Annotated in this window: 20 protein-coding genes; 8 read left to right on the forward strand and 12 right to left on the reverse strand. The window is 63.6% G+C overall.

Going from position 1 to position 22,189, the window contains the following annotated elements; translation table 11 throughout:
- Nucleotides 1-63: 63 nt before the first annotated feature.
- Complete coding sequence (gatC, locus tag AC26AR_RS03355) at nt 64-351, reverse strand: Asp-tRNA(Asn)/Glu-tRNA(Gln) amidotransferase subunit GatC (RefSeq protein ID WP_077371550.1); 288 nt, start codon at nt 349-351, stop codon at nt 64-66.
- A 242-nt stretch (nt 352-593) separates the two neighbouring features.
- Between gatC and AC26AR_RS03360 the strand changes: the two genes are divergently transcribed.
- From AC26AR_RS03360 to tldD, 7 genes are all read left to right on the forward strand, one after another.
- On the forward strand, nt 594-1,631 hold the full coding sequence (locus tag AC26AR_RS03360) for a rod shape-determining protein (protein WP_043332576.1): 1,038 nt from the start codon (nt 594-596) through the stop codon (nt 1,629-1,631).
- Nucleotides 1,632-1,695: 64 nt separating this feature from the next.
- Nucleotides 1,696-2,661: a rod shape-determining protein MreC gene (mreC, locus tag AC26AR_RS03365; protein WP_255303087.1), complete on the forward strand. Its 966-nt coding sequence runs from the start codon at nt 1,696-1,698 to the stop codon at nt 2,659-2,661.
- Nucleotides 2,661-3,143 carry a rod shape-determining protein MreD gene (mreD, locus tag AC26AR_RS03370; RefSeq protein ID WP_077371553.1) on the forward strand — a complete coding sequence of 161 codons (483 nt, stop codon included), beginning with the start codon at nt 2,661-2,663 and terminating at the stop codon, nt 3,141-3,143. The genes mreC and mreD overlap by 1 nt, the downstream gene beginning before the upstream one ends.
- A gap of 87 nt (nt 3,144-3,230) precedes the next feature.
- Entirely contained in the window at nt 3,231-3,911 is a 681-nt protein-coding gene (locus tag AC26AR_RS03375) for a Maf family protein (RefSeq protein WP_488107548.1), read from the forward strand.
- A gap of 139 nt (nt 3,912-4,050) precedes the next feature.
- The gene (rng, locus tag AC26AR_RS03380; RefSeq protein ID WP_077371558.1) at nt 4,051-5,514 is read left to right on the forward strand and encodes a ribonuclease G; all 1,464 of its coding nucleotides are present in this window, start codon (nt 4,051-4,053) and stop codon (nt 5,512-5,514) included.
- 341 nt (nt 5,515-5,855) lie between these two features.
- Complete coding sequence (locus AC26AR_RS03385) at nt 5,856-9,971, forward strand: YhdP family phospholipid transporter (protein WP_488107549.1); 4,116 nt, start codon at nt 5,856-5,858, stop codon at nt 9,969-9,971.
- Complete coding sequence (gene tldD, locus AC26AR_RS03390) at nt 9,968-11,428, forward strand: metalloprotease TldD (RefSeq protein ID WP_176502835.1); 1,461 nt, start codon at nt 9,968-9,970, stop codon at nt 11,426-11,428. The genes AC26AR_RS03385 and tldD overlap by 4 nt, the downstream gene beginning before the upstream one ends.
- Nucleotides 11,429-11,516: 88 nt before the next feature.
- Here tldD and yjgA read toward each other — a convergent pair whose 3' ends face one another.
- On the reverse strand, nt 11,517-12,020 hold the full coding sequence (gene yjgA, locus AC26AR_RS03395) for a ribosome biogenesis factor YjgA (RefSeq protein WP_077371567.1): 504 nt from the start codon (nt 12,018-12,020) through the stop codon (nt 11,517-11,519).
- 76 nt (nt 12,021-12,096) lie between these two features.
- On the opposite strand from yjgA, the gene pmbA reads away from it, so the two are divergent.
- Nucleotides 12,097-13,467 (forward strand): metalloprotease PmbA, encoded by a 1,371-nt coding sequence (gene pmbA / locus AC26AR_RS03400; protein ID WP_176492880.1) that lies wholly within the window; start codon nt 12,097-12,099, stop codon nt 13,465-13,467.
- A gap of 107 nt (nt 13,468-13,574) precedes the next feature.
- On the opposite strand, the gene mgtE is transcribed toward pmbA, so the two are convergent.
- The 10 genes from mgtE to AC26AR_RS03450 all read right to left on the reverse strand — a co-directional run bounded on the left by mgtE (nt 13,575) and on the right by AC26AR_RS03450 (nt 22,189).
- Nucleotides 13,575-14,930, reverse strand: a complete 1,356-nt coding sequence (mgtE, locus tag AC26AR_RS03405; RefSeq protein ID WP_077371573.1) for a magnesium transporter — start codon at nt 14,928-14,930, stop codon at nt 13,575-13,577.
- 164 nt (nt 14,931-15,094) lie between these two features.
- Nucleotides 15,095-15,364, reverse strand: a complete 270-nt coding sequence (locus AC26AR_RS03410) for an HPr family phosphocarrier protein (RefSeq protein WP_077371575.1) — start codon at nt 15,362-15,364, stop codon at nt 15,095-15,097.
- Nucleotides 15,351-16,265, reverse strand: a complete 915-nt coding sequence (gene rapZ, locus AC26AR_RS03415) for an RNase adapter RapZ (RefSeq protein ID WP_077371578.1) — start codon at nt 16,263-16,265, stop codon at nt 15,351-15,353. The genes AC26AR_RS03410 and rapZ overlap by 14 nt, the downstream gene beginning before the upstream one ends.
- Before the next feature lie 96 nt (nt 16,266-16,361).
- Nucleotides 16,362-16,832, reverse strand: a complete 471-nt coding sequence (locus AC26AR_RS03420; protein ID WP_084209227.1) for a PTS sugar transporter subunit IIA — start codon at nt 16,830-16,832, stop codon at nt 16,362-16,364.
- Between the two features lie 9 nt (nt 16,833-16,841).
- Complete coding sequence (gene hpf / locus AC26AR_RS03425) at nt 16,842-17,150, reverse strand: ribosome hibernation-promoting factor, HPF/YfiA family (RefSeq protein WP_043332555.1); 309 nt, start codon at nt 17,148-17,150, stop codon at nt 16,842-16,844.
- A gap of 599 nt (nt 17,151-17,749) precedes the next feature.
- On the reverse strand, nt 17,750-19,198 hold the full coding sequence (locus AC26AR_RS03430) for an RNA polymerase factor sigma-54 (protein WP_077371583.1): 1,449 nt from the start codon (nt 19,196-19,198) through the stop codon (nt 17,750-17,752).
- Nucleotides 19,199-19,516: 318 nt separating this feature from the next.
- Nucleotides 19,517-20,257: an LPS export ABC transporter ATP-binding protein gene (gene lptB, locus AC26AR_RS03435; RefSeq protein WP_103751363.1), complete on the reverse strand. Its 741-nt coding sequence runs from the start codon at nt 20,255-20,257 to the stop codon at nt 19,517-19,519.
- A 2-nt stretch (nt 20,258-20,259) separates the two neighbouring features.
- Complete coding sequence (lptA, locus tag AC26AR_RS03440) at nt 20,260-20,838, reverse strand: lipopolysaccharide transport periplasmic protein LptA (protein ID WP_240499585.1); 579 nt, start codon at nt 20,836-20,838, stop codon at nt 20,260-20,262.
- Between the two features lie 98 nt (nt 20,839-20,936).
- Nucleotides 20,937-21,620 (reverse strand): LPS export ABC transporter periplasmic protein LptC, encoded by a 684-nt coding sequence (gene lptC, locus AC26AR_RS03445; RefSeq protein ID WP_279855189.1) that lies wholly within the window; start codon nt 21,618-21,620, stop codon nt 20,937-20,939.
- Nucleotides 21,620-22,189: a KdsC family phosphatase gene (locus AC26AR_RS03450; RefSeq protein WP_077371591.1), complete on the reverse strand. Its 570-nt coding sequence runs from the start codon at nt 22,187-22,189 to the stop codon at nt 21,620-21,622. Before AC26AR_RS03450 ends, lptC begins: the two co-directional genes overlap by 1 nt.

Below are 22,189 nucleotides of genomic sequence, written 5' to 3' on the forward strand. Positions count from 1 at the left end.
CCGCGTGGCGTGGTATCAGGTCTGGCGGTCTCTCACCTCACGTGAGGGATCGGCCAGGCGTGATCACTCGACGACGCGCGGTACCAGATACAGCCCCTGTTCTGTGGCCGGAGCCACCTGCTGAAAACGCTCGCGCTGATTTGACTCGGTGACTTCGTCGGCACGTAGGCGTTGCGTGGCTTCCAGCGGGTGCGCCAGGGGAGCGACGCCGTCGGTGTCGACCTGTTGCAGCTGGTCGACCATGGCGAGAATCCGATCAAGATCCGCGACATAGGCTTCGGCATCCTGCGAGGCAAGACCCAGGCGTGCGAGGTGAGCGGCACGCAGCACATCTGAATGTTCAAGGGCCATGGAAGTTTCCCTGTCTTGGCTTCGTGAGGCTTGAGGTAACGGCGAGTGCAGTCTGCTCGGTGACCTGGCGTTGGCCAGCGGTGAGGCAACTGCTCGCCCGTTGCGCTGTCACAGTGTGATTCGGCGTGAAATGTACCACATCTGCGGCGCGCTGGCAGGCGTGTCAGCTTGCCGCCATGGGGTGGCAATGGTACCGTTCGCGTCTGCACAGGGTTCCGGTCTGGACTAGGTGATCAACTTCCATGTTTAAACGTTTACGTGGGCTGTTCTCGAGCGATCTGTCGATCGATCTGGGTACCGCCAACACGCTCATTTATGTGCGCGGTCGCGGTATCGTGCTCGACGAGCCCTCCGTCGTTGCCATTCGCCAATCCGGGAATGCCCGCAGCGTCGCGGCTGTCGGTGCCGATGCCAAGCGCATGCTGGGGCGTACCCCCGGCAATATCACGGCCATCCGCCCGATGAAGGACGGCGTCATCGCCGACTTCACCGTCACCGAACAGATGCTCCAGCATTTCATCCGCAAGGTGCATCAGAGCACCTTCCTGACGCCCAGTCCTCGCGTTCTGGTGTGCGTGCCGTGCATGTCGACCCAGGTCGAACGCCGCGCCATCAAGGAATCGGCCGAAGGGGCCGGTGCGCGTGAGGTCTACCTGATCGAGGAGCCCATGGCGGCCGCGATCGGTGCTGGTCTTCCCGTCGAGGAAGCCATGGGCTCCATGGTGGTCGACATCGGTGGTGGTACTACCGAGATCGCCATCATCTCGCTCAACGGCGTGGTCTACTCCGAGTCGGTACGCATCGGCGGCGACCGCTTCGACGAAGCCATCACCTCCTACGTGCGTCGCCATTATGGCAGCCTGATCGGTGAAGCGACGGCCGAGCGCATCAAGGAAGAGATCGGTTGTGCCTACCCGGGCGGCGAGCTGCGCGAGATCGACGTGCGCGGTCGCAATCTGGCCGAAGGCATTCCACGCTCCTTCACGCTCAACTCCCACGAGATTCTCGATGCGCTGCAGGAGCCGCTGGCGGCCATCGTCTCGGTGGTCAAGAGCGCGCTCGAGCAGTCTCCACCGGAGCTGGCATCCGACATCGCCGAGCGCGGTCTGGTGCTGACCGGCGGTGGTGCGCTGCTGCGTGACATCGACAAGTTGATCGCGGAAGAGACGGGCCTGCCGGTGATCATCGCCGAAGACCCGCTGACCTGCGTGGCGCGTGGCGGTGGCAAGGCGCTGGAAATGATCGATCAGCACACCTTCGAGCTGCTGTCGAGCGATTGACCTCGTCCGGGGCCGGGCATGCTGTGTGCTGTACGGCTGGTCCCGGCCTGTCGGAGGAAGTGCTATCAAACCCCTGTTCACGCGTGGCCCCGTGCCCGGCTATCGCATGCTGTTGTGTGCGGTGCTGTCCTTCGCGCTGATGTTTGCCGAAGATCGCTTCAGCTGGATGGTCGACGTGCGTGCCAGCATGGCGACACTGGTTTCCCCTGTGCAATGGGTGGTCAGTCTGCCTACAGAGGGCCTCAGCTGGGGCGCACTGGTGTTTGCCGACCAGCAGAAGCTCGCCGATGAAAACCGGGCACTGCGTGAGCAGCTGCTCAATCTGTCCAGCCGTGTGCAACGCATGGCGAGCCTGTCTGCCGAGAATTCCCGTCTGCGCGAATTGCTCAATGCCGGTCAGCGCAGCGATATCCCCTACATCACGTCCCAGTTGCTGACGCTTGATGCTGATCCGTTCTCCCATCGCATGGTGGTGGATCGCGGTGAGCAGGATGGCGTGCGCATCGGCCTGCCGGTTCTGGATGCCTACGGGCTGGTCGGTCAGGTCATCTCCACGTCGGCCTACAACAGTCGCGTGCTGATGATCAGTGATGCCAGTCATGCCGTGCCGGTGGAGGTCAATCGCAATGGCCTGCGCTTCATTGCCCAGGGCAGCGGCAAGATCGATCAGGTGGATGTGCTGCACGTGCCGGATACCGCGGATATCCGTGTCGGGGACCTGCTGGTGACCTCCGGGCTCGCGCTGCGCTTTCCGCGCGGCCTGCCGGTGGCACGTGTCACCGAGGTCTATCATGACCCCGGCAAGCCCTTCGCTCGCGTCAGTGCCGAACCCATTGCCCAGCTTGAGCGTTCGCGCAACTTCCTGATCCAGATGCCACCCGCCGTCGACGTGGAGAGCCTCTACGTGGATGACAGTCTTGACGAGCTGCCCAAGGACAACCTCGCCGCGCCCGCTTCGGACGCGGATGAGGAGGACGCGGCGGATGCCGAGGCGCAGCAGAGCGCCAATGCGCCAGGGGAGAACAACTGATGGCCTTTCGTCCCCAGACCACCTTGCTGTGCTGGTTCTCGTTGCTGCTGGCCCTGTGTCTTCAGGTCATGCCATTGCCGGATGTGTGGTTGATCTGGCGTCCACAGTGGCTCGGTCTGATGCTGGTCTACTGGTGCATCGTCTCGCCGCAGAGTGTCGGTGTCTTCCATGGCTTCCTGTTCGGCCTGGCGCTGGATGTCCTGCAGGGGGCACCGCTGGGGCACAATGCGCTGGTGCTCTCGCTGACCGCCTTCATGGGCGTGTTGCTCTACCAGCGCATCCGCGCTTACTCACTGCTGCAGCAGGCCTTGCTGGTGATCGTGGTGCTGGGCATCGCGCAGCTGGTGGACCAGTGGTTGCGCAGCATCTTCGGTGCCGGGCCAGTGAGCCTGTCCTTCCTGCTGTCGGCGGTGATCGGTGGTGCGCTGTGGCCCTGGCTCTACACCCTGCTGCAGATGCTGCGTCGTCGACTGACGGCGTGAGCCTGTAGCATGTCGTACGCATGAGAGCCGCCCCTTCGGGCGGCTTTCTGCTGTCTCATGATCAAGAAACCCGCCCAGGAGGGAGACATGTCAGTGTCGTCGTCCAGTGTCGCAACCCCCGTAGCGCCCGAGATTCCCGGACGTCCGCCACGTCTCGTCCTGGCGTCCGGCTCGCCGCGTCGGCGTGAGCTGCTGGCCAGTATCGGTGTCAAGTGTGAGGTGGCCCCGGTCGACATCGATGAAACACCTCGTCCCGATGAGTCGCCGGAGCACTACGTCATGCGCATGGCGCGTGAGAAGGCACAGGCCGGATTCAGGCGATTGGACAAGGGGGAGGCTGAGGCGGTGGTGCTCGGAGCCGATACCGCCCTGGCGCTGGATGGCCGGATTCTGGGCAAGCCTCGCGATGAAGCGGATGCCCGCGAGATGCTGATGGCGCTTTCCGGTCGTCGTCATCAGGTCCTGAGCGCGGTGACGCTCTGCCATCGTCAGCAGGCGTCCGCCTCGAACGAGCCGTCACCATCCCTGTGCTGCGAGAGCGAGCTGGTCGAGAGCCGCGTGACATTTCGCGCCATCCATCGTGAGGAGGCCGCGCGGTACTGGGCCACGGGAGAACCCGCGGACAAGGCCGGCGGCTACGCGATCCAGGGGCTGGGCGCCATCTTCGTCAGCCATCTTGAAGGCAGTTACAGCGCGGTGGTCGGGCTGCCATTGCACGAGACGTCCCGCTTGCTCATGGCCAGGGGCATTGCCTGCTGGCAGTCGTGACGGTGGGCGGGCGGGCAGGGGGCCGCCGAGGGGATTGTGGAAAATCAGCCGCCGGTGACATCGTTAGTCGATAGACCACAGCCGGGGGCTGCCTTGCTATGTCATAATCGCAAGCAACGACTTTACAAGGACTTGCGCTATGAGTGGCGAGGTATTGATCAACCTGACACCGATGGAGACCCGCGTTGCGGTCGTCGAGAACGGTGTTCTGCAGGAAGCGTTCATCGAACGCAGCGGTCGGCGCGGTATCGTCGGCAATATCTATCGCGGCAAGGTGGTGCGCGTGTTGCCCGGCATGCAGGCGGCATTCGTGGACATCGGTCTCGAACGTGCCGCCTTCATCCATGCGCAGGAGGTGATGCCCGCGCATACCCCGCATGATGAGCAGCTGTCGATCCGCGAGCTGCTCAGCGAAGGTCAGCCGCTGGTGGTGCAGGTCACCAAGGACCCCATCGGCACCAAGGGCGCGCGTCTGACCACACATCTGTCGGTACCGTCCCGCTATCTGGTTTACATGCCCGACTCTCCCCACACCGGGGTGTCGCAGCGTATCGAGAGCGATGTCGAGCGTGAGCGGCTCAAGGAGATGACCGAGCGCTGCCTGACCGAGCTCGACCCGGACGCTCCGGGGGGCTTCATCTTGCGCACGGCCGCCGAGGGCATCAGCGAGGCGGAGCTCAAGCAGGACATGCATTTCCTGCTGCGGCTGTGGCGCAAGGTCAGCGAGCGGCGTCTGACTGCCGCCGTGCCCAGCGTGATCTATGACGATCTGCCACTGTTCATGCGTACCCTGCGTGACGTGATGCGAGACGAGATCGAGCGTGTGCGCATCGATTCCCGCGAGAACTATCTGCGCTTGAAGGAGTTCTCCAGCGAATTCATGCCGGACATGGAAGGGCGCATCGAATATTACCCCGGCGAGCGGCCGATCTTCGATCTGTTCAGCGTCGAGGATGAGCTTCACAAGGCGATGGGGCGCAAGGTCCAGCTCAAGAGCGGCGGCTATCTGGTGATCGACCAGACCGAGGCGATGACCACCATCGACGTCAATACCGGTGGCTTCGTCGGGCATCGCAATCTTGAAGAGACCATCTTCAAGACCAATCTCGAGGCGGCCACGGCGATAGCCCGCCAGCTGCGTCTGCGCAACCTGGGTGGCATCATCATCATCGACTTCATCGACATGGAAGAGGCCGAGCATCAGCGTCAGGTGCTCAGAGTGCTCGAGAAGTCGCTGGAGCGGGACCACGCCAAGAACAAGATGACCGGCGTGACCGAACTGGGGCTGGTGCAGCTGACCCGCAAGCGTACCCGCGAGAGTCTGGAGCAGGTGCTGTGCGAAGCCTGTCCGACCTGCCAGGGGCGCGGCACCCTCAAGACGCCGGAGACGGTCTGCTACGAGATCTTCCGTGAGATCATGCGCGAAGAGCGTGCCTACAGTCCGGATACCTACATGGTGCTGGCCTCCCAGAACGTGGTGGACCGTCTGCTGGATGAAGAGTCGGCCTCGGTGGCGGACCTCGAGAGTTTCATCGGCAAGACCATCCGTTTCCAGGTCGAGGCGCATTATACTCAGGAGCAATATGACATCGTTCTCATGTAAGGTGCCCGCCATCTGTGTTCCCGCCGATGGAGTCTCGCCATCGGTGCATTGATACACTCGTTCCCCCTGCTGACACAGCAGGGCGATGCATGGCCCTCGAGGTCGGGTGCCTCCCTCCTGCGTAGGCGTGAGGTAGCGTGTCATCATGTTTGCTCGGAGATCCGCGTGTGACCTCTTCCTCGGATGAGCCGCAAGTGCCACCCGCTGAGTCAGACAAGCTGACAGCGGCGGATGGACCGACGGAGTCGGCCGCCACGGTCGGTGATGCTCCGTCATCTCATCAAGCCTCGTCTCCCGTCCCTTCGCCTTCACGGCGGCGGCGCTGGGGGCGAAGGCTCTTGATGGCGCTGGCGGTGCTGCTGGCGGTGCTGGCGATCGTGATCGGTGGCCTGCGCTGGTGGCTGACGACGCTGGAATCTCGCCGTGACGCGATCAGCGACTTCATCGCCACCCAGACCCACTCCAATGTCGGGATGTCATCGCTTGACGGGCGAATGGACTATCTCGACCCGGCCATCAAGCTTTCCGGTCTGAACCTCTTTCGGCCCGACGAGATGGAGGCGGCCCCGCTGTTGAGCGTGGAGCATCTCGAATCGCGGCTTGATGTGCTGTCCTCCCTGCGCCATCTGGCGCCCGTGTTTGACCGTGCGACCGCCACTGGCGTCATCGTTCACCTCTATCAGCATGACGATGGCAGCTGGGGCTGGCCGGGGCCGCCGCGCCCGCCTGAAGCCCTCGAGCCCAAGGGGCAGATGAGCCTGGAACAGCTCGAGCAGGGCCTGGCACTGCTGGCGCGTCAGCGCGTGAGGCTCGAGGATGTGCGTCTCGTGCTGCATGGACGCAACGATACGCTCAATCTGAACGCGGCCGAATTGTTGCTGGCCGGTGATGGTGAACGCGCTCATCTGGAGGGGCAGCTGCGCGTAGGGGAGTCGCCCCAGGCCGGCGTGAGTGCCGTGCTGGAAGTACTGCCCGGCGACGCGGGGCTCGCCGATTATTCCGCGCAGCTGCAGGTGGAGCTGGATGCCGGTGCACTGGCCAGTGTCGGGCGCCTGATCGGTGAGCGCGACAGCCTGATGCTGCGTGACGCTGATGGCAACGCCACGCTGTGGGCGCGCTGGCGAGAGGCACGGCTGGAAGATGCTCGCCTGCGTCTCGATCTCAATCGCCTGACGCTGGATCACGATGGCGCCATGCTGGCCCTCAAGGACATCCATGCGCGGGGACAGTGGCTGCGGGATCTGTCGGGCGGGGATCGCTGGCAGGCGTGGCTCAATCAGCTCTCGGTGGGAGCCTCGCAGCTCGATGACGCCGTCGTGAGTGACGGTGAGGCACAGGTGGCCCAGCGCTCGGATTCTCCATCGGATTCAGATTCCGCTTCACAGGAGCCGCCTGCTCGATTGCAGGCCGCGCTTGCCAGCCTCCCTGAGCGTATCTCCCTGTCGGGGGATCTTGCCGATGGCAGTGTCTCGCTTGTGACCGGCCGCTTCGATCTGGCGCGGGTGGCGCGCTGGCGCAATGTGTTGGAGCTGGGCGAGCTGGGCGAGATACTTGAGTCACTCGATCCGCGTGGCACCGCCACCGGACTGTCCCTGTCACTGGCCAATATCGGCCTTGAAGCCCCGCTGAGCATGACGCTGGCGCTTGGCCTGACGGATACCGAGGTGGAACCCTGGGAGGGCGCTCCGGGGCTCGGGCCGCTGGCGGCGTGGGTCACGGCGCGGAGTCGTGATGAAGGGGGCATGCAGGGCAGTGTCACCTTCCAGGGAGCCCCCGGCATGCGATTCCATTTCCCGGAAGTCTTCGGTGACAGCTGGTCACTGGAGTCCGCGCAGGGGGTGGTGGACTGGCAGGTGGATGATGCCGGCAGCCAGATCAGCGGGCGTGGTCTGGATATCTCGCGTCATGGCGCCAGGGTGACGGGACGCTTCGGGTTGCAGATTCCCACGGATGATGCGGACCGCTTCCAGCTGGATCTGGACATGCAGGATGTGGATGCTCGCAGCATCCCGCTGGCGGACTGGTTGCCGCTCAAGGTACTGGACCCCTCCCTGCGTGAATGGCTGACGCGTGATGTGGCAGGTGTCGTGCCAGAGGGTTCTCTGCATCTGGAGCAGGTCTGGGATGAGGACAATGGCGAGAATGGCTACGGCCCTGGGGACGCGATGGATCTCGAGCTTGCCATCGAGAACGGGCGGCTCGGCTATGTCGAGGGCTGGCCCGCGCTTGACGGCGTGAAGGGCAATCTCGAACTGCATGACAATGATCTCACGGCCAGTGTCGAGTCGGCGTACTCACGGCCGGTCGCGCTGGGTAGCGCGCAGCGTCTGTCGGTGGATCAGGCCAAGGTCGACATGCACGATGACACCCTGGATATCCAGGGGGATGTCACGGGCAGTGTCGAGGCGCTGTTCGATCTGCTATCGCATGCACCGCTCGAGGACACCGCGGAGCTGCTGGCCGAGTGGCAGGGCAAGGGCTCCGTGGCGGCGGCCATGAAGATTCGCGTACCGCTTGAAGATGCCGAGCAGGCGCGGGTGGAGGTGACGGGCAAGGTCGGTGAGAGGCAGGCGGCAAGCCTGGCCTTCCCCGGGCCGGGCATCGAGATCGCCGGCATTCGCGGCCCGCTGGCATTCGTGCATGACCCCACGCGTCCTGAAGGACAGCGCGAGCAATTGACCGGCGACCTGTCAGGGCAGCTGTTCGGTGGCGCGGTCAAGGCGGCACTCAATATCGGTCAGGCGGATTCGGCCAGCAAGGGGGCGGTGACCTTCAGTGGCCAGGCGCCGCTGGCACCGGTGCTGAGCTGGCTGGGGGCTCCCGAGACGCTGCTCGGTGATGCGGCGCAGGATAGCCGTGCCGCACTGAATCAGGGAGATAGCCCGCGTGCGCTGGGCGGCACGTTCGATTATCAGGCGCGTCTGATGCTGCCCGAGGAGGGAGCCAGCCTGCAGCTGTCGAGTGATCTCAAGGGCGCGGCCATCAATCTGCCGGCCCCCTTCGGCAAGGCGCGTGATGAAACCGCGGCATTGTCGGTGGAGGTCGGGCTCGCCGAGGGCGGTGGCGATGTCGTGCTCGCCAATCGTGCACGCGCTCGCTGGCAAGGCGGCAATACGCGTGATGATGGCAGCAAGGTGCCGATGACCGGCCAGCTGTGGCTGGAACGTTGGCCGAGCGACCCGCAATGGCCGTCCCGTACGGGGTGGGATATCGCCTGGCGGACGCCGACGCTGGCACCTGAGCTCTGGTCATCATGGGGCGGGGCGCTATCCGGCGCGAGTGGCGATGATGGAGCCAGTGGCAGCGGTGGCGATGCACTCAGCGAGCTGTCGCGGCTGCGCGTTGCCACCGATTGTCTGATGATCCAGGATCGGTGTACCGGCCCGATGACGCTTGAGGTAGCGCCTCGTCAGAGCTCTCAACAGCAAGCGCTGGGGCTGGCGGCCACTCTGGAGGGCAGGCTCGCCAGTGGGGTGCTCGTCTGGCAGTCCGGGGCCGCGCGGCCGTTGATTCTGGATCTCGATCATCTTGATCTCGACGCGCTGTGGCCGCCACAGACCCGGGAAACCCCCGAGCCTGCGCCAAGCAACTTCACCGAGGCCGTGGCCACCGGGGTCGAGCCGACTCCCTACCCAGCGGCGCTGGCCGAGCTGCCGGCAGGCAGCCTGCGCCTGGCACGTCTCATCTGGCGCGAGCAGCAGCTGGGGCCCATCAGTGCAGAGTGGCAGTCGGATCAACAGCGGCTGGTGGTGTCCCCCCTCGCCATTACCGTGGGCGACATGACGGCCCAGGGCAACATCACCTGGGAGGATGCCGGTGCCAACAGTCTGACGCGCGCTCGTCTTTCCGCGGATGGCAGCGATCTGGGCGGGCTGCTGGAGCGGTTGTCCCAGCCACGCGGCATCGAGGCCGAGCGCGCACGCGCCGAGGCCAAGCTGGCCTGGCCGGGGGCGCCGCAGGACTTTGCGCTGTCGCGCTCCAACGGGCGGCTCGAGGTCAAGCTGGACGACGGACGTTTCCTGAATCTCGGCTCGGCGTCCGCGCGGCTATTGGGATTGGTCAACGTCGACAATCTGCTGCGTCGTCTGTCGCTGGATTTCTCGGATGTGACCGACAAGGGCACGGCCTTCGACAAGGTGCGGGGCGCCGCGACTCTCTTTGCGGGGCGTCTGGAAAGCGATGGCCCCTTGCGTATCGAGGCGCCGTCCACCACCGTGACGCTCAACGGGCAGGTTGACCTGCTTCGCGGTACCCTTGATCAACACATGGCCATCACGGTGCCGGTCAGTCAGAACCTGCCGTTGGCCGCCGTGCTGGCAGGCGCCCCCGCCGTGGGCGGTGCGCTGTTCGTGGCCGACAAGATCTTCGGTCGCTTCATCGACAAGGTGACGCAAATTCACTATCGGGTATCAGGCCCCTGGGGCGACCCGAACATTACTCTGGAAAGTGCCGAATGACGCAAAATGCGAGTTCCGGTCGCGTGCTCGACGATGCCGCGGCCCTGTTGCTGACCCCGGGCGGACTCAGCCTGGATGATCTGGATGCCGGCCTGGCACATGCCATGGGTCCGGGTACCGACTATGCCGACCTCTACTTCCAGCGTATCTGGCAGGAGAGCTGGGTGCTGGAAGATGGTGTCGTCAAGGACGCCAGCTACAACATCGATGGTGGCGTCGGCGTGCGCTCACTGGCGGGAGAGAAGACAGGCTTCGCCTATTCCAATCAGATCGATGCCGCCGCGCTTGCCGACACCGGTCGCACTGCCGCCGGCATCTCACGCAGTGGCAGCAATGGCACGGTCGCCCGTTCGATCATCACCGAGGCACCGTCCTTCTATTCCGGCATCGACCCGCTCAATGGCCTGAGTGCCGAGGACAAGGTCGCGTTGCTCAAGGAAGCGGACCGCATCGCCCGCGGCCTTGACCCTTCCATCAGTCAGGTCTCGGCCTCTCTGTCGGCGCTTTACGAGGTGGTGATGGTGCGTGCCAGTGATGGCACCCTGGCCGCGGACCTGCGTCCGCTGGTGCGCTTCAACATCAGCGTGATCGCGGTGCGCAATGGCCGTCGTGAGCGTGGCAGTGCCGGTGGCGGCGGGCGCTTCCCGCTGACCCGTCTGCGTGACGACAACGTCGCCGAGCGCTACGCGCGGGAAGCCGTGCGTCAGGCACTGGTCAATCTCGAGGCCGTCGATGCGCCCGCCGGGCAGATGCCGGTGGTGCTGGGCAATGGCTGGCCGGGTGTGCTGCTGCACGAAGCGGTCGGTCATGGTCTGGAAGGGGATTTCAACCGCAAGGGCAGCTCCGCCTTCGCGGGACGCATGGGCGAACAGGTCGCGGCGCGCGGCGTCACCGTGGTCGACGATGCGACGCTGGCAGACCGCCGTGGCTCGTTGTCGGTGGACGATGAAGGCACGCCGGGTCAGTACACGCCGCTGATCGAGGATGGCATCCTCACCGGTTACATGCAGGACAAGCTGAATGCCCGCCTGATGGGCATGGCGCCGACGGGCAATGCGCGTCGCGAGTCCTTTGCGCACCTGCCGATGCCCCGCATGACCAACACCTACATGCTGGGTGGGGATCGTGACCCGCAGGAGATCATCAAGAGCGTCAAGCGCGGCCTCTATGCGGTCAGCTTCGGCGGTGGCCAGGTGGACATCACCTCCGGGCGCTTCGTGTTCTCCGCAAGCGAAGCCTATCTGATCGAGGACGGCAAGGTGACCACACCGGTCAAGGGCGCGACCCTGATCGGCAACGGCCCGGAAGCCATGGGTCGCGTCTCGATGATCGGCAATGATCTCGAGCTGGATACCGGGGTCGGGGTCTGTGGCAAGGACGGTCAGTCGGTGCCGGTCGGAGTCGGCCAGCCGACGCTGAAGCTCGATGAGCTGACGGTCGGTGGCACCCAGTCATGAACCGGTGCGCTTGATCAGCAGAGAAGCGATATGACGACGCCGCCGTGGCAGGGCCGCGGCGGCGTCGATGAAGCGTGAGGTGTCAGAATTACAGATCGAGCTCGGCACGCAGCAGCCTGAAGAGCTTCTTGGCGCTGTTGGGCTGCTTGCCGGCATCACGCTCGGCGCGTGAATTGCGGATCAGCTGACGCAGTGCCTGGCGGTCCACCTCCGGGTAGTCCTCGACGAAGATCACGAAGGCTTCGTCGTCCTCGATCAGGCGATCGCGCCAGCGCTCCAGGCGCTGGAAGGAGGCATCCCGACGGATGCTCTGCTGCTCCATGCTCTGGAAGACGGCGTTGATGGCCTCGAGGTCTTCCTTGCGCATCAGCTTGCCGACGTACTGCATGTGACGGCGCAGGCCTTCATGACTGCGAATGCGTCCGCACTCATCGATGGCGGCCAGCATGTCATCGGAGAGCGGGAACTTGGCGCGCTGACCGGCCGGCATGTCGATGATCTTCTTGCCGAGGGCCTGAAGCTCGATCATTTCACGCTTCATCTGGGATTTGCTGGGACGCTCGACGAGCTCCTCAGGTCTTTCTTTACGCATGCCAATTCCAACGAGTCGGGGAAATTTGCGGCAGTATAGCACTGCCAGCGCCCCGTCTCCTCAGAAGGAGAACAACATGAGCCAGGCCTTTGATGCCGTTGCTCAGCAACAACTGCTGGAGCGCCGCGTCAGCGAAGCGCTCGAGCTGGCCCGCAGTCTGGGAGCCGATGCCTGTGAGGTGGGCGCCAGCGTCGATCAGGGCGTCAGCATCTCGGTGCGTGACGGAGAAGTCGAAACCGTCGAACTGTCGCGTGATCAGGGGATCGGCGTGACCGTGTATCTGGGCAATCGCAAGGGCAGCGCGACCTCTTCCGACGCCGGTAGCGACTCGATTCGTGCCGCGGTCGAGAAAGCGGTCTCCATCGCTCATTACACCGGCGAGGACAGCTTTGCCGGATTGGCGCCGGCCGAACTGATGGCCACCGATTTCCCGGACCTTCAGGCGCATCACCCCTGGGCGATCAGCGTCGATGACGCGACGGATCTGGCGCTGGCGTGTGAGCGTGCCGGACTGGAAGTGGAAGGCATCGCGCAATCCGAAGGTGCCAGCTTCTCCAGTGGGGAAGGTGTGCAGGTCTACGGCAACAGCCACGGTTTCCTGGCCAGTCAGTGCGGCAGCCGACACTCGATGTCCTGCATGTTGATCGCCAGGGATGAACAGGGCATGCAGCGTGACTATGACTACACCAGCGTGCGCAACCCGGCCGACCTGCGCTCCCCGGAGGATGTGGGGCGTGAGGCTGCACGCCGCACGCTGGCACGCCTCAACGCGCGCAAGGTGGCGACGGGGCGCATGCCGGTCATGTTCGACCCGCAGATGTCGGCAGGCCTGGTAGGGCACTATCTGTCCGCCATCGCGGGTGGTTCGCTGTATCGTGAGTCCAGCTTCCTGTGCGACAGCCTGGGTCAGCCGCTGTTCCCTGACTGGTTCACCCTCGGCGAGAAGCCGCGTGAGGTGGGTGGCATGTCGAGTGCCGCCTTCGACAACGACGGTGTCGCCACGCGTGACAATGTCTACTTTGCCGACGGCAAGGTGCAGAGTTACATGCTGAGCGCCTACAGTGCTCGTCGCCTGGGCATGCAGACCACCGGCAACGCGGGCGGCGCGCGCAACGTGCGCATCACCGCGCCACTGACCTCCCGTGACGAGATGCTCAAGCAGATGGGCACCGGCGTGCTGGTGACCGAGCTGATGGGGCAGGGCGTCAACGGCGTGACCGGTGACTACTCACGTGGCGCTTCGGGCTTCTGGGTCGAGAATGGCGAGATCCAGCACGCGGTCGAGGAGTTCACGATCGCCGGCAATCTTCGTGACATGGCCGCCAATCTGCTGGCGGTCGGTGATGATGTCGATACCCGGGGCAGCATCCACTCTGGCAGCTGGCTGATCGATGGCATGACCGTTGCCGGCATGTCCGAAGGTGAAGACGATGAGGTGGAAGGCTGATCGCTGACACTTCTGTCTCTGCGCGAGAGTCCAGAAAACAACACGGCCGCTCCCTTGGGAGCGGCCGTGTTGTTTTCTGGAGCAGTCACTGGAATCCATCAGGCGTATTACAGATAGAGCCAGGTCGCCAGGCCCAGGAAGGCCATGAAGCCGATCACGTCGGTCACGGTGGTCAGGATCACGCTGCCGGAGAGGGCCGGGTCGATATTGAGCTTCTTGAGCAGTATCGGCAGCAATGTCCCGGTCACGGCCGCGATCAACAGATTGATCATGATGGCGGCACCGATGATGGCCCCCAGCTGGACATCACCGAACCAGACGATGGCGATCCCGGCGACCACCACCGCCCATAGCAGGCCATTGAGTCCCGCGACGATGATTTCGCGCTTGAGAAGCCAGCGCACGTTGCCACTCTTGACGTGTCCCAGTGCGATGCCGCGAATCAGTACCGTCAGTGCCTGTGAGCCGGCAATGCCGCCCATGCTGGCGACGATGGGCATCAGTACCGCCAGCGCGGTGATCTTCTGGATGGTGCCCTCGAACATCCCGATCACGGCGGACGCCATGAAGGCGGTCAGCAGGTTGATGCCAAGCCAGATGGCGCGACGCCAGGAGGTGCGCATCACCGGGGAGAAGGTATCTTCATCCTCGTCCATCCCCGCCATCGACATGACCTGGTGCTCGGCATCGCCGCGGATGACGTCGACCACGTCATCGATGGTGATGCGCCCGAGCAGATTGCCATCACCGCCGACGACAGGCGCCGAGATCAGGTCATGCTTCTCGAACAGCGAGGCGACCTCGCTCTCCGGCATCAATGCCGGAATCACCACGCTGTCGGTATCCATCACCTCGCGCACCGTGACGCCGGGGTCAGAGACCAGCAGGCGGTTGATGGGCAGGGCGCCGATGAATTCATCGCGGCGCGAGACGACCAGCAGGGTGTCGGTGGAATCGGGGAGTCGCTCGTGACGGCGGATGTAACGCAACACGACATCCAGGGTGATGTCTGGACGGATGGTGATGGTGTCCGTGTTCATCAAGCCGCCGGCAGTGTCCTCGGGGTAGGACAGCACCGTCTCGACCCGCTGGCGTTCCTGGGCCTCCATGGAGTCGAGGACTTCGAGAATCACGGCATTCGGAAGCCGCTGGAGGATGTCGGCGACATCATCCGGTTCCAGATTCTCGGTGGCGGCCAGGACGTCCTCGGCATCCATGTCCTTGAGGAAGTCGCTCTGGATATCCTCGCCAAGGTATTGGAGCACATCGCCCTGAAGTTCGGCGTCGACCAGCTCCCAGAGCAGGTTGCGCTCCTTGGGGGGGGAGGATTCCAGCAAGTGGGCCACGTCCACCGGTGCCAGGCCGCGATTCAGCATGCGCCTTGCCTGATCCAGCTCGCCACTTTCCAGTGCCTGTGACAGGCGATCAAGTCTTGGCTTGAGTTTGCGTGACGTCTTGCTCATCTGTCGGCTTCCCCTGTCGACATGAAGGACAGCGTTGATTCTACCATTGGCGCAGGGGGGCGCGTCGACAAAAGAAAACACTGTTTCTTATCGATAGGGCAATCAGCGCGGAAAAAGTGTCAGAAAGCCGGCGGGCGGGGGATGTCAGACGGCGTGCGGCGGCGTCATTCTTCCTCTTCGAAGCGCGCCTCGAACAGGGACTCGATCGCAGACAGGGCCTCATCTGCCTGTTCGCCCTCGACATCGATGATCAGCGCCGTGCCACACGGGGCTGCCAGCATCAGCAGCGCCATGACGTTGGCCGCGTTGGCGCGTCGCTCACCGTGACTGACCATGACCGTGGCCTCGAAGGGCGCACAGCAGTTGACCAGCTTGGTGGCAGCGCGAGCATGCAGCCCGCGCTTGTTGGTCAGAACCAGTTCACGACTGGGCATCGTGTGACTCCTGACGGGTATCGCTGATCGCCAGGGCCGTATGGATCCCCAGTTCCCGGTGGCGTAGACGCACCTCAGGAAGCTGCTTGGCGAAATGTTCGGCCAGCTGCTCGCAGAGATAGACGCTGCGATGCTGGCCGCCGGTACAGCCCACCGAAACGGTCAGGTAGCTGCGATTGCTGGCCTGATAGGCGGGCAGCCAGCGTTCCAGCCAGCCGGCGATGTCATCCTGCATTGCCTTGACGTCCGGGTAGCGCTGCAGGAATTCCGCCACGCTGTCATCACGACCGGTATCGCTGCGCAGATTGATGTCCCAGTAGGGGTTGGGCAGGCAGCGGGCATCGAACACCATGTCGGCATCGGTCGGCACGCCATGCTTGAAGCCGAAGGACTCGAAGGTGAGTGTCAGATGACGAGAGCTGTGCTGTGCGACCTGTTCGGTGATGCGCGAGCGCAGGTCATGCACGCTGAGGTTGGTCGAGTCGATGACCAGATCCGCCTTCTGACGAATCGGGGCCAGTGTCTGCTGCTCGATCTCGATGGCCTCGGCCAGCGTGCGGTCATTGTCGCGGGTCAGCGGATGACGGCGGCGGGTCGCGGAATAGCGTTCGAGCAGGACACGGGAGTCCGTGGTCAGGTAGACGACCTGCACATCCATGCCGCTCTGACGAACGCTGTCGAGCAGTTCGGGGAAGCGACTCAGGGCATCGGGGAGGTTGCGCGCGTCAATGGAGACCGCGATGCGCCGGCGGGTGGGGCTGTCCTTTTCCAGCTGCTCGACCAATGGTGCCAGCAGCATGCCGGGCAGATTGTCGATGGCATAGTAGCCAATGTCTTCCAGCGCCTGGAGGGCAATCGATTTGCCGGAACCGGAGCGACCACTGATGATCACGATCTTCATGGAGTGCTCTCCCAGGGCGAGGTCAGCATGAGGTGAAAGCGGAGGGTGCCTGAGGCCAGTCAGCGACAAGCCCGGAGCGAGTCCGGGCTTGCAGGTTCAGCGCGCCGGCAATTCGGCGATGGCCGAGGTCAGGGCATCGAACAATGCTCGCTGACTGTCTGCCTGGCGCAATGCTGCCCGGTTGGTGGGCGAGTTGAGCAGTTCCGCCACCTGGCCGAGCAGAGTGAGATGGGTGTCATCTGCCTCCTCGGGGACCAGCAGCACGAACAGCAGATCGATGGGTTCGCCATCGATGGCGTCAAAGTCGATGGGGTCACCGAGCTTCATGAACGCCGCGATGGGGGTCTTGCAGTGTGGACTGCGTGCATGTGGCACGGCCACGCCGTGGCCGATACCCGTCGAACCCAGTCTCTCGCGCCCGATCAGGCGCGAGAAGACTTCCTGGCTGTCCAGGCTGGGAATGTTCTGAGCAATGAAGGTGCTGAAGAATTCCAGCACCCGCTTCTTGCTCCCCCCGGGGACGCCGTAGAGCGTGCGCTCGGGGGGAAGGATCTGATCAAGTGTCATGGCAGAAGGTCAACGGGTCCCGGTGCCCTGAGAGCGAGCCTGGGACTTTTCCTTGTGTTTGACCAGCTGGCGGTCCAGCTTGTCGGCGAGCGCGTCGATGGCAGCGTACATGTTGGGGTCTTCTGCCAGGGCATGGAGGTCGGCGCCAGCGGCGTGCAGGGTGCAGGCAGCCTGTTGGCGTTCCTTCTCGATCGACAGTGTCACCTGAACATTGGTGATGTTGTCGTAATGCCGTTCGAGGCGAGCGAGCTTCTCGTTGACATAATCGCGGAGAGGATCGGTGAGTTCCACATGATGCCCGGTGATATTCACTTGCATGGACACGCTCCTTTATCCAGCGGGTTGCCTTTGAATTGTAACCCTTTTTGACTGCGAGCAAACCCTGATTGAACGCGCGGCCACTTTCTGACTCCGGCCATGGTCTCGTGGCGATCATCTGCTGGCGAGAGCGGCGGTGCCGGTGTACCGAGCGTCTACCCCGACAATGCCCAAGCTTTGAACAAAGATCAACGCTGCGCTGCATCGTGGGGCAAGGCTTGTCTTCAACCCAGCGAGGGATATCAGCAGGTTCTTCATGAGCATCGCCTCGCATCACGGACGGAATGGGGCTCGAGAAACCGGCCGTTTGTGGCCAATGTCAGCATTTACGTCGACGTTCGTGTGGCAGGAGTCGGTGGCGACCCCTGGCTATCTGTCCGTGGGATGTGAGGGAAAAAGAAAGCACTCTGGAGAAAAGTGGCTGGAAAAATAGGCAATTGGGGGCGTGAAGTCACTCACGCAGTCGCAAGGACAGGCATTGCCAACCGGTATTCAGACGACCGATTGGCAGATGATGCCAGGATGGCAGGTGCAAGGGGGCGAGCTTCAGCGCTCCGACGTGTGGAGCCCGCTGGCTTGCGGGTATCCGTTGTCGAGACTCACGCCAAGCGCTTGCGCTCGCTGGAGGAGGGGATGCCCATGGCCTCGCGATACTTGGCGACCGTCCGGCGCGCTACCTCGATGCCATCACTGGCCAGCAGATCCACCAGGCGTGAGTCGGACAATGGCTTGCGCGCCGGTTCTTCCGAGATCAGCTTGCGAATGCGCGCGCGGATCGCGGTGCTGGAATGCGCGTCACCGTTGCCACTGCCACCCACCTGACTCGAGAAGAAGAACTTGAGTTCGAACACGCCTCTCGGGGTGTGGATATATTTCTGGGTGGTCACCCGCGAGATGGTGGATTCGTGCATCTCGACCACTTCCGCGATGTTGGCGAGGATCAGCGGCTTCATGCCTTCTTCCCCCTGCTCGAGGAAGTCGATCTGGCGCGCCATGATCTCGCGGCCCACCTTGAGCAGGGTGTCATTGCGTGAGGACAGGCTCTTCATCAGCCAGCGGGCTTCCTGAAGATTGTCCTTGAGGAAGGTGTTGTCCGCGGACTTGTCGGCCCGCTTGATGAGGGCGGCATATTCCGGCTGGATACGCAGCTTGGGCAGCGCTTCCGGGTTGAGCTCGACCTGCCAGCCGTGACGCGTATGACGGACCAGCAGGTCCGGGATGACGTAATCACTGGCAGGCTCGCCCCAGGCGGACGCCGGGCGCGGGTCGAGCGCCCGTACCAGACGAATGACGTGATCCAGCTCATCATCATCCAGGCTCAGGCGACGCTTGAGCAGCTTGCGATCGTCATTGCCCAGTGCCTCGAGGAATTGCCGCACCAGACGGCGGGCCTGGGCCAGCAATGGCAGATCGTCCGGCAGCAGGGCCAGCTGAAGCAGCAGGCATTCGCGCAGGTCTCGAGCGAACACACCGGTGGGATCGAACTGCTGAAGGCGCAGCAGGACCTGCTCGAGTTCCGACGCCTTGAGGCCGGGCAGTCCCTGACCTCGCAGGCCATCGACCAGTTCGTCCAGGCTCATGCTCAGGTAGCCGGCCCCATCCACCGCATCGATCAGACTCTCCGCCATCTGGCGTTCACGCGCATCGAGGTCCGTCATCGCCAGCTGCCAGCGCAGATGGTCCTGCAGGCTTTCGACACTGGTGTTGCGATCGAAGTCCGGCCCGTCCTCGCTCGAGCTTCCGCTGCCGGAACTGGTCAGGCTGCCTGCGTGATCCTGGTAGAGGTCCGACCAGTCACTGTCGAGAGGGTATTCTTCAGGAATCTCGCTGTTGGTCTCGGAGGTGGAGATCTCGCTCTTGTCCTGTGTCTCCGCGACATCCAGCGACTCGTATTCCTCGTCAAGCTCCAGCATGGGGTTTGACTCAAGCGCCTGCTGTATCTCCTGACGCAGGTCCAGCGTCGACAACTGCAGCAGCTGGATCGCTTGCTGAAGTTGCGGGGTCATGGTCAGGGAAGTGCCGAGTCGAAGCTGCAAGGTGGGTTTCATGGGGTCTGTCATTCACGGCAAAGGAACGTGCATCTACGCTATACCGTGGGTCGGGGCACTGACAAGGGGCAGTCGAGAATATTCAAGCAACTTGCATGCCATGTTGCCACCAAGGTGGTATGGACGTCATGCATTCGAGTGAGGTGTGGCAGAGCAGGAGGGTTCACGGGGAGATCACGCAAGCGCCTGTCGAGGCGCTTGCGTGAGGGGGCGGGGAACGAGGCCCCGACAGTGAAGCAGGAAGTGGCGGGTGCTGGAGGGTGCTGGTGAGAGCAGAAGAGGTCGGACGGCTCTCGTCAGGCTGACGGCACTCTCGGGCTAGAGCTTGAACTCATGGCCCAGGTAGACATCACGCACCTGCTGGTTGGCGAGGATGGTGTCGGCGTCGCCATGCGCGATGATCTGGCCATCGCCCACGATGTAGGCGGTATCGCAGATGTCGAGTGTCTCGCGCACGTTGTGGTCGGTGATGAGCACCCCGATGCCGCGGTCACGCAGCTGGCGCACGATGCTCTTGATCTCGCCCACCGAGATGGGGTCCACGCCGGCAAACGGCTCATCGAGCAGCACGAAGTCCGGCTCGGTGGCCAGTGCGCGAGCGATCTCCACGCGGCGGCGCTCCCCGCCGGAAAGGCTCATGCCGGCACTGTCACGAATATGCGTGATGCTGAACTCGTTGAGCAGCTCCTCCAGGCGTGCCTTGCGTCCGTTGCGATCCAGGTCCTTGCGCGTCTCGAGGATCGCCATGATGTTGTCGGACACCGAGAGCTTGCGGAAGATCGAGGCTTCCTGGGGCAGATAGCCGATGCCGGCGCGAGCCCGCTGATGCATGGCGGCGCCGGACAGGTCGTGGTCATCGATGGTCACGCTACCGGCATCCGAGCGCACGAGGCCGACGATCATGTAGAACGAGGTCGTCTTGCCGGCCCCGTTGGGGCCCAGCAGGCCTACGATGTCACCCTGGCGGATTTCCAGCGAGATGTCCTTGACGACCTTGCGACCCTTGTAGGCCTTGGCCAGATGACGAGCGCTGAGGGTACGTGGGCTGGCAGCAGTCATGCTCATTGATCCTTGCTGGCATTGGCGCCACGTGGCGTCAGGGTCATGTGGACGCGTGACCCCTCGGAGGATGAGGCATCGGTGCCATTGCTGGCATTGACCTGGCGCTTGTCCAGGAAGTATTCCACGTAGCCACCTTCGAAGGTATCGTCGCCTTTCTCCAGACGGGCATCGCCGACCAGTTCCACCCGGCGCTCCAGCGCGTGGTAGCGAATGGTATTCGCCCAGCCCTTGACCAGTCGCTCGTCGGTATCGGGTTTCTGCTCCATGTAGGCGCGCTGGCCGGTGGCCTTGACGAGGGAGATCTCGCCGCTGTCGGCGCGACTGATGTCCACGCGCGCGGCATCCAGCTTCATGCTGCCCTGGCGCATTTCCACGCGACCGGTATAGGTGGCCGTGCCGGCCTTGTCATCCAGTGACAGTGAGTCGGCGGCAATGTTGATCGGCTGGTTGGCATCGCTGTCCAGCGCTAGTGCGGTCGGGGAAAGCGTCGTCATGCCAAGTGCCAGGCCAAGGGCCATGACACCGGGTCTGAGTGTCTGGCGCCAGACCGTCAAGGGCGTGAGAGTCGTTGAAGTCATGGAGTGCTCCTTGGCAGAACTGGTAAGGCTTCACGATCACTCAGGCCATCGTGAAGCGGAAATCGGGGGGAGAGGATTCGGCGCATGCAGGGGCGCGCTCACTGATCCTGGGCCGGCGCGGCATCGAAGGTGCTGGAGACGCGGCCATCATCGTCACGGGTGGTGTCATTGCCGGTGTCGAGAGTCTCGGCTTCCCGGGCGGCATCGCTCTTGCCCTTGCCGGGTTGCAGGGTGCTGCGGACGCGGCCTTCCAGCTGGGCGGAATCCTGAGAGAGGTCAGCGCTGAAGCGGTCACTCTCGACGCGTTGACCATTCTGGGTGATCACCACCGGCACGTCACTCCAGGCACGGTTCTGCTCACGACTGTAATGCAGCACGTCGGTGTCCAGTGTCCAGGCGTCCGAAGGCTGGCGCAGTCTGGCATTGCCCTCGAGGGTGAAGGTGTCGCCGCCGGCGCTCAACACGCCACTGTCACCCGTGGCGTACCAGCGACGGTCTTCGCTGTCGTTGGTCCGGATCTTCGGTGCCTGCGCACGCGTCACGTCATCGCCTGGCGTGTGTTCGATGTGCGGGGAGGTCATCGACTGGATCGACACTCCCCGCGCATCGAAGCGCGTCATGTCAGCCCCCTCGAGATAGTAATCCGGCTCATCACTGCTGGCGTCGACATCCACTGTCGACTCCAGACTGTTGCGCTGCTCGATCAGGGCCATGACGCCGCCGACCAGCAGGAGCAGCAGCATCAGCCACAGGCGCGGAGAGGGACGGGGCAGACGTGGCATCAGGCGCGCGACTCCTGCAGATAGGTATCCAGCACCGAGGCCCAGTGGCCCTGTGCCTTGAGCAGCAGATCACAGATCTCGCGCACGGCACCATCACCGCCCTGACGCGTGGTCACCCAATTGGCTTCACTCATCACATAGGGCATGGCGTTGGGAACGCTGACCCCCAGACCGACGCGACGAATGGCTTCGCGATCCGGCAGGTCATCTCCGCAGTAGGCCACGTCATCCAGCGCGATATCGTGCTCGCGACACAGGTTGGTCAGCGCGACCAGCTTGTCCTCGCGGCCCTGAATGACGTCCTGGATACCCAGCTCCTTGGCGCGACGTTCCACCATCGGCGAGCTGCGACCCGTGATCAAGGCGACCCGGATACCGCTGCGCAGGATCAGCTTGAGGCCGTGGCCATCCTGGACATGGAAGCTCTTGGTTTCCACGCCATTGGCATCGTAGTGCAGCCGGTTGTCCGTCAGCACGCCGTCCACATCCAGCGCCAGCAGGCGCACGCGACGTGAGCGGTCGATGATGTCCTGGGGGTAGTCCTCCGCCAGGGAAGTGATGTCATTCAT

It is taken from the genome of Cobetia sp. PS-4MA (assembly GCF_057670765.1).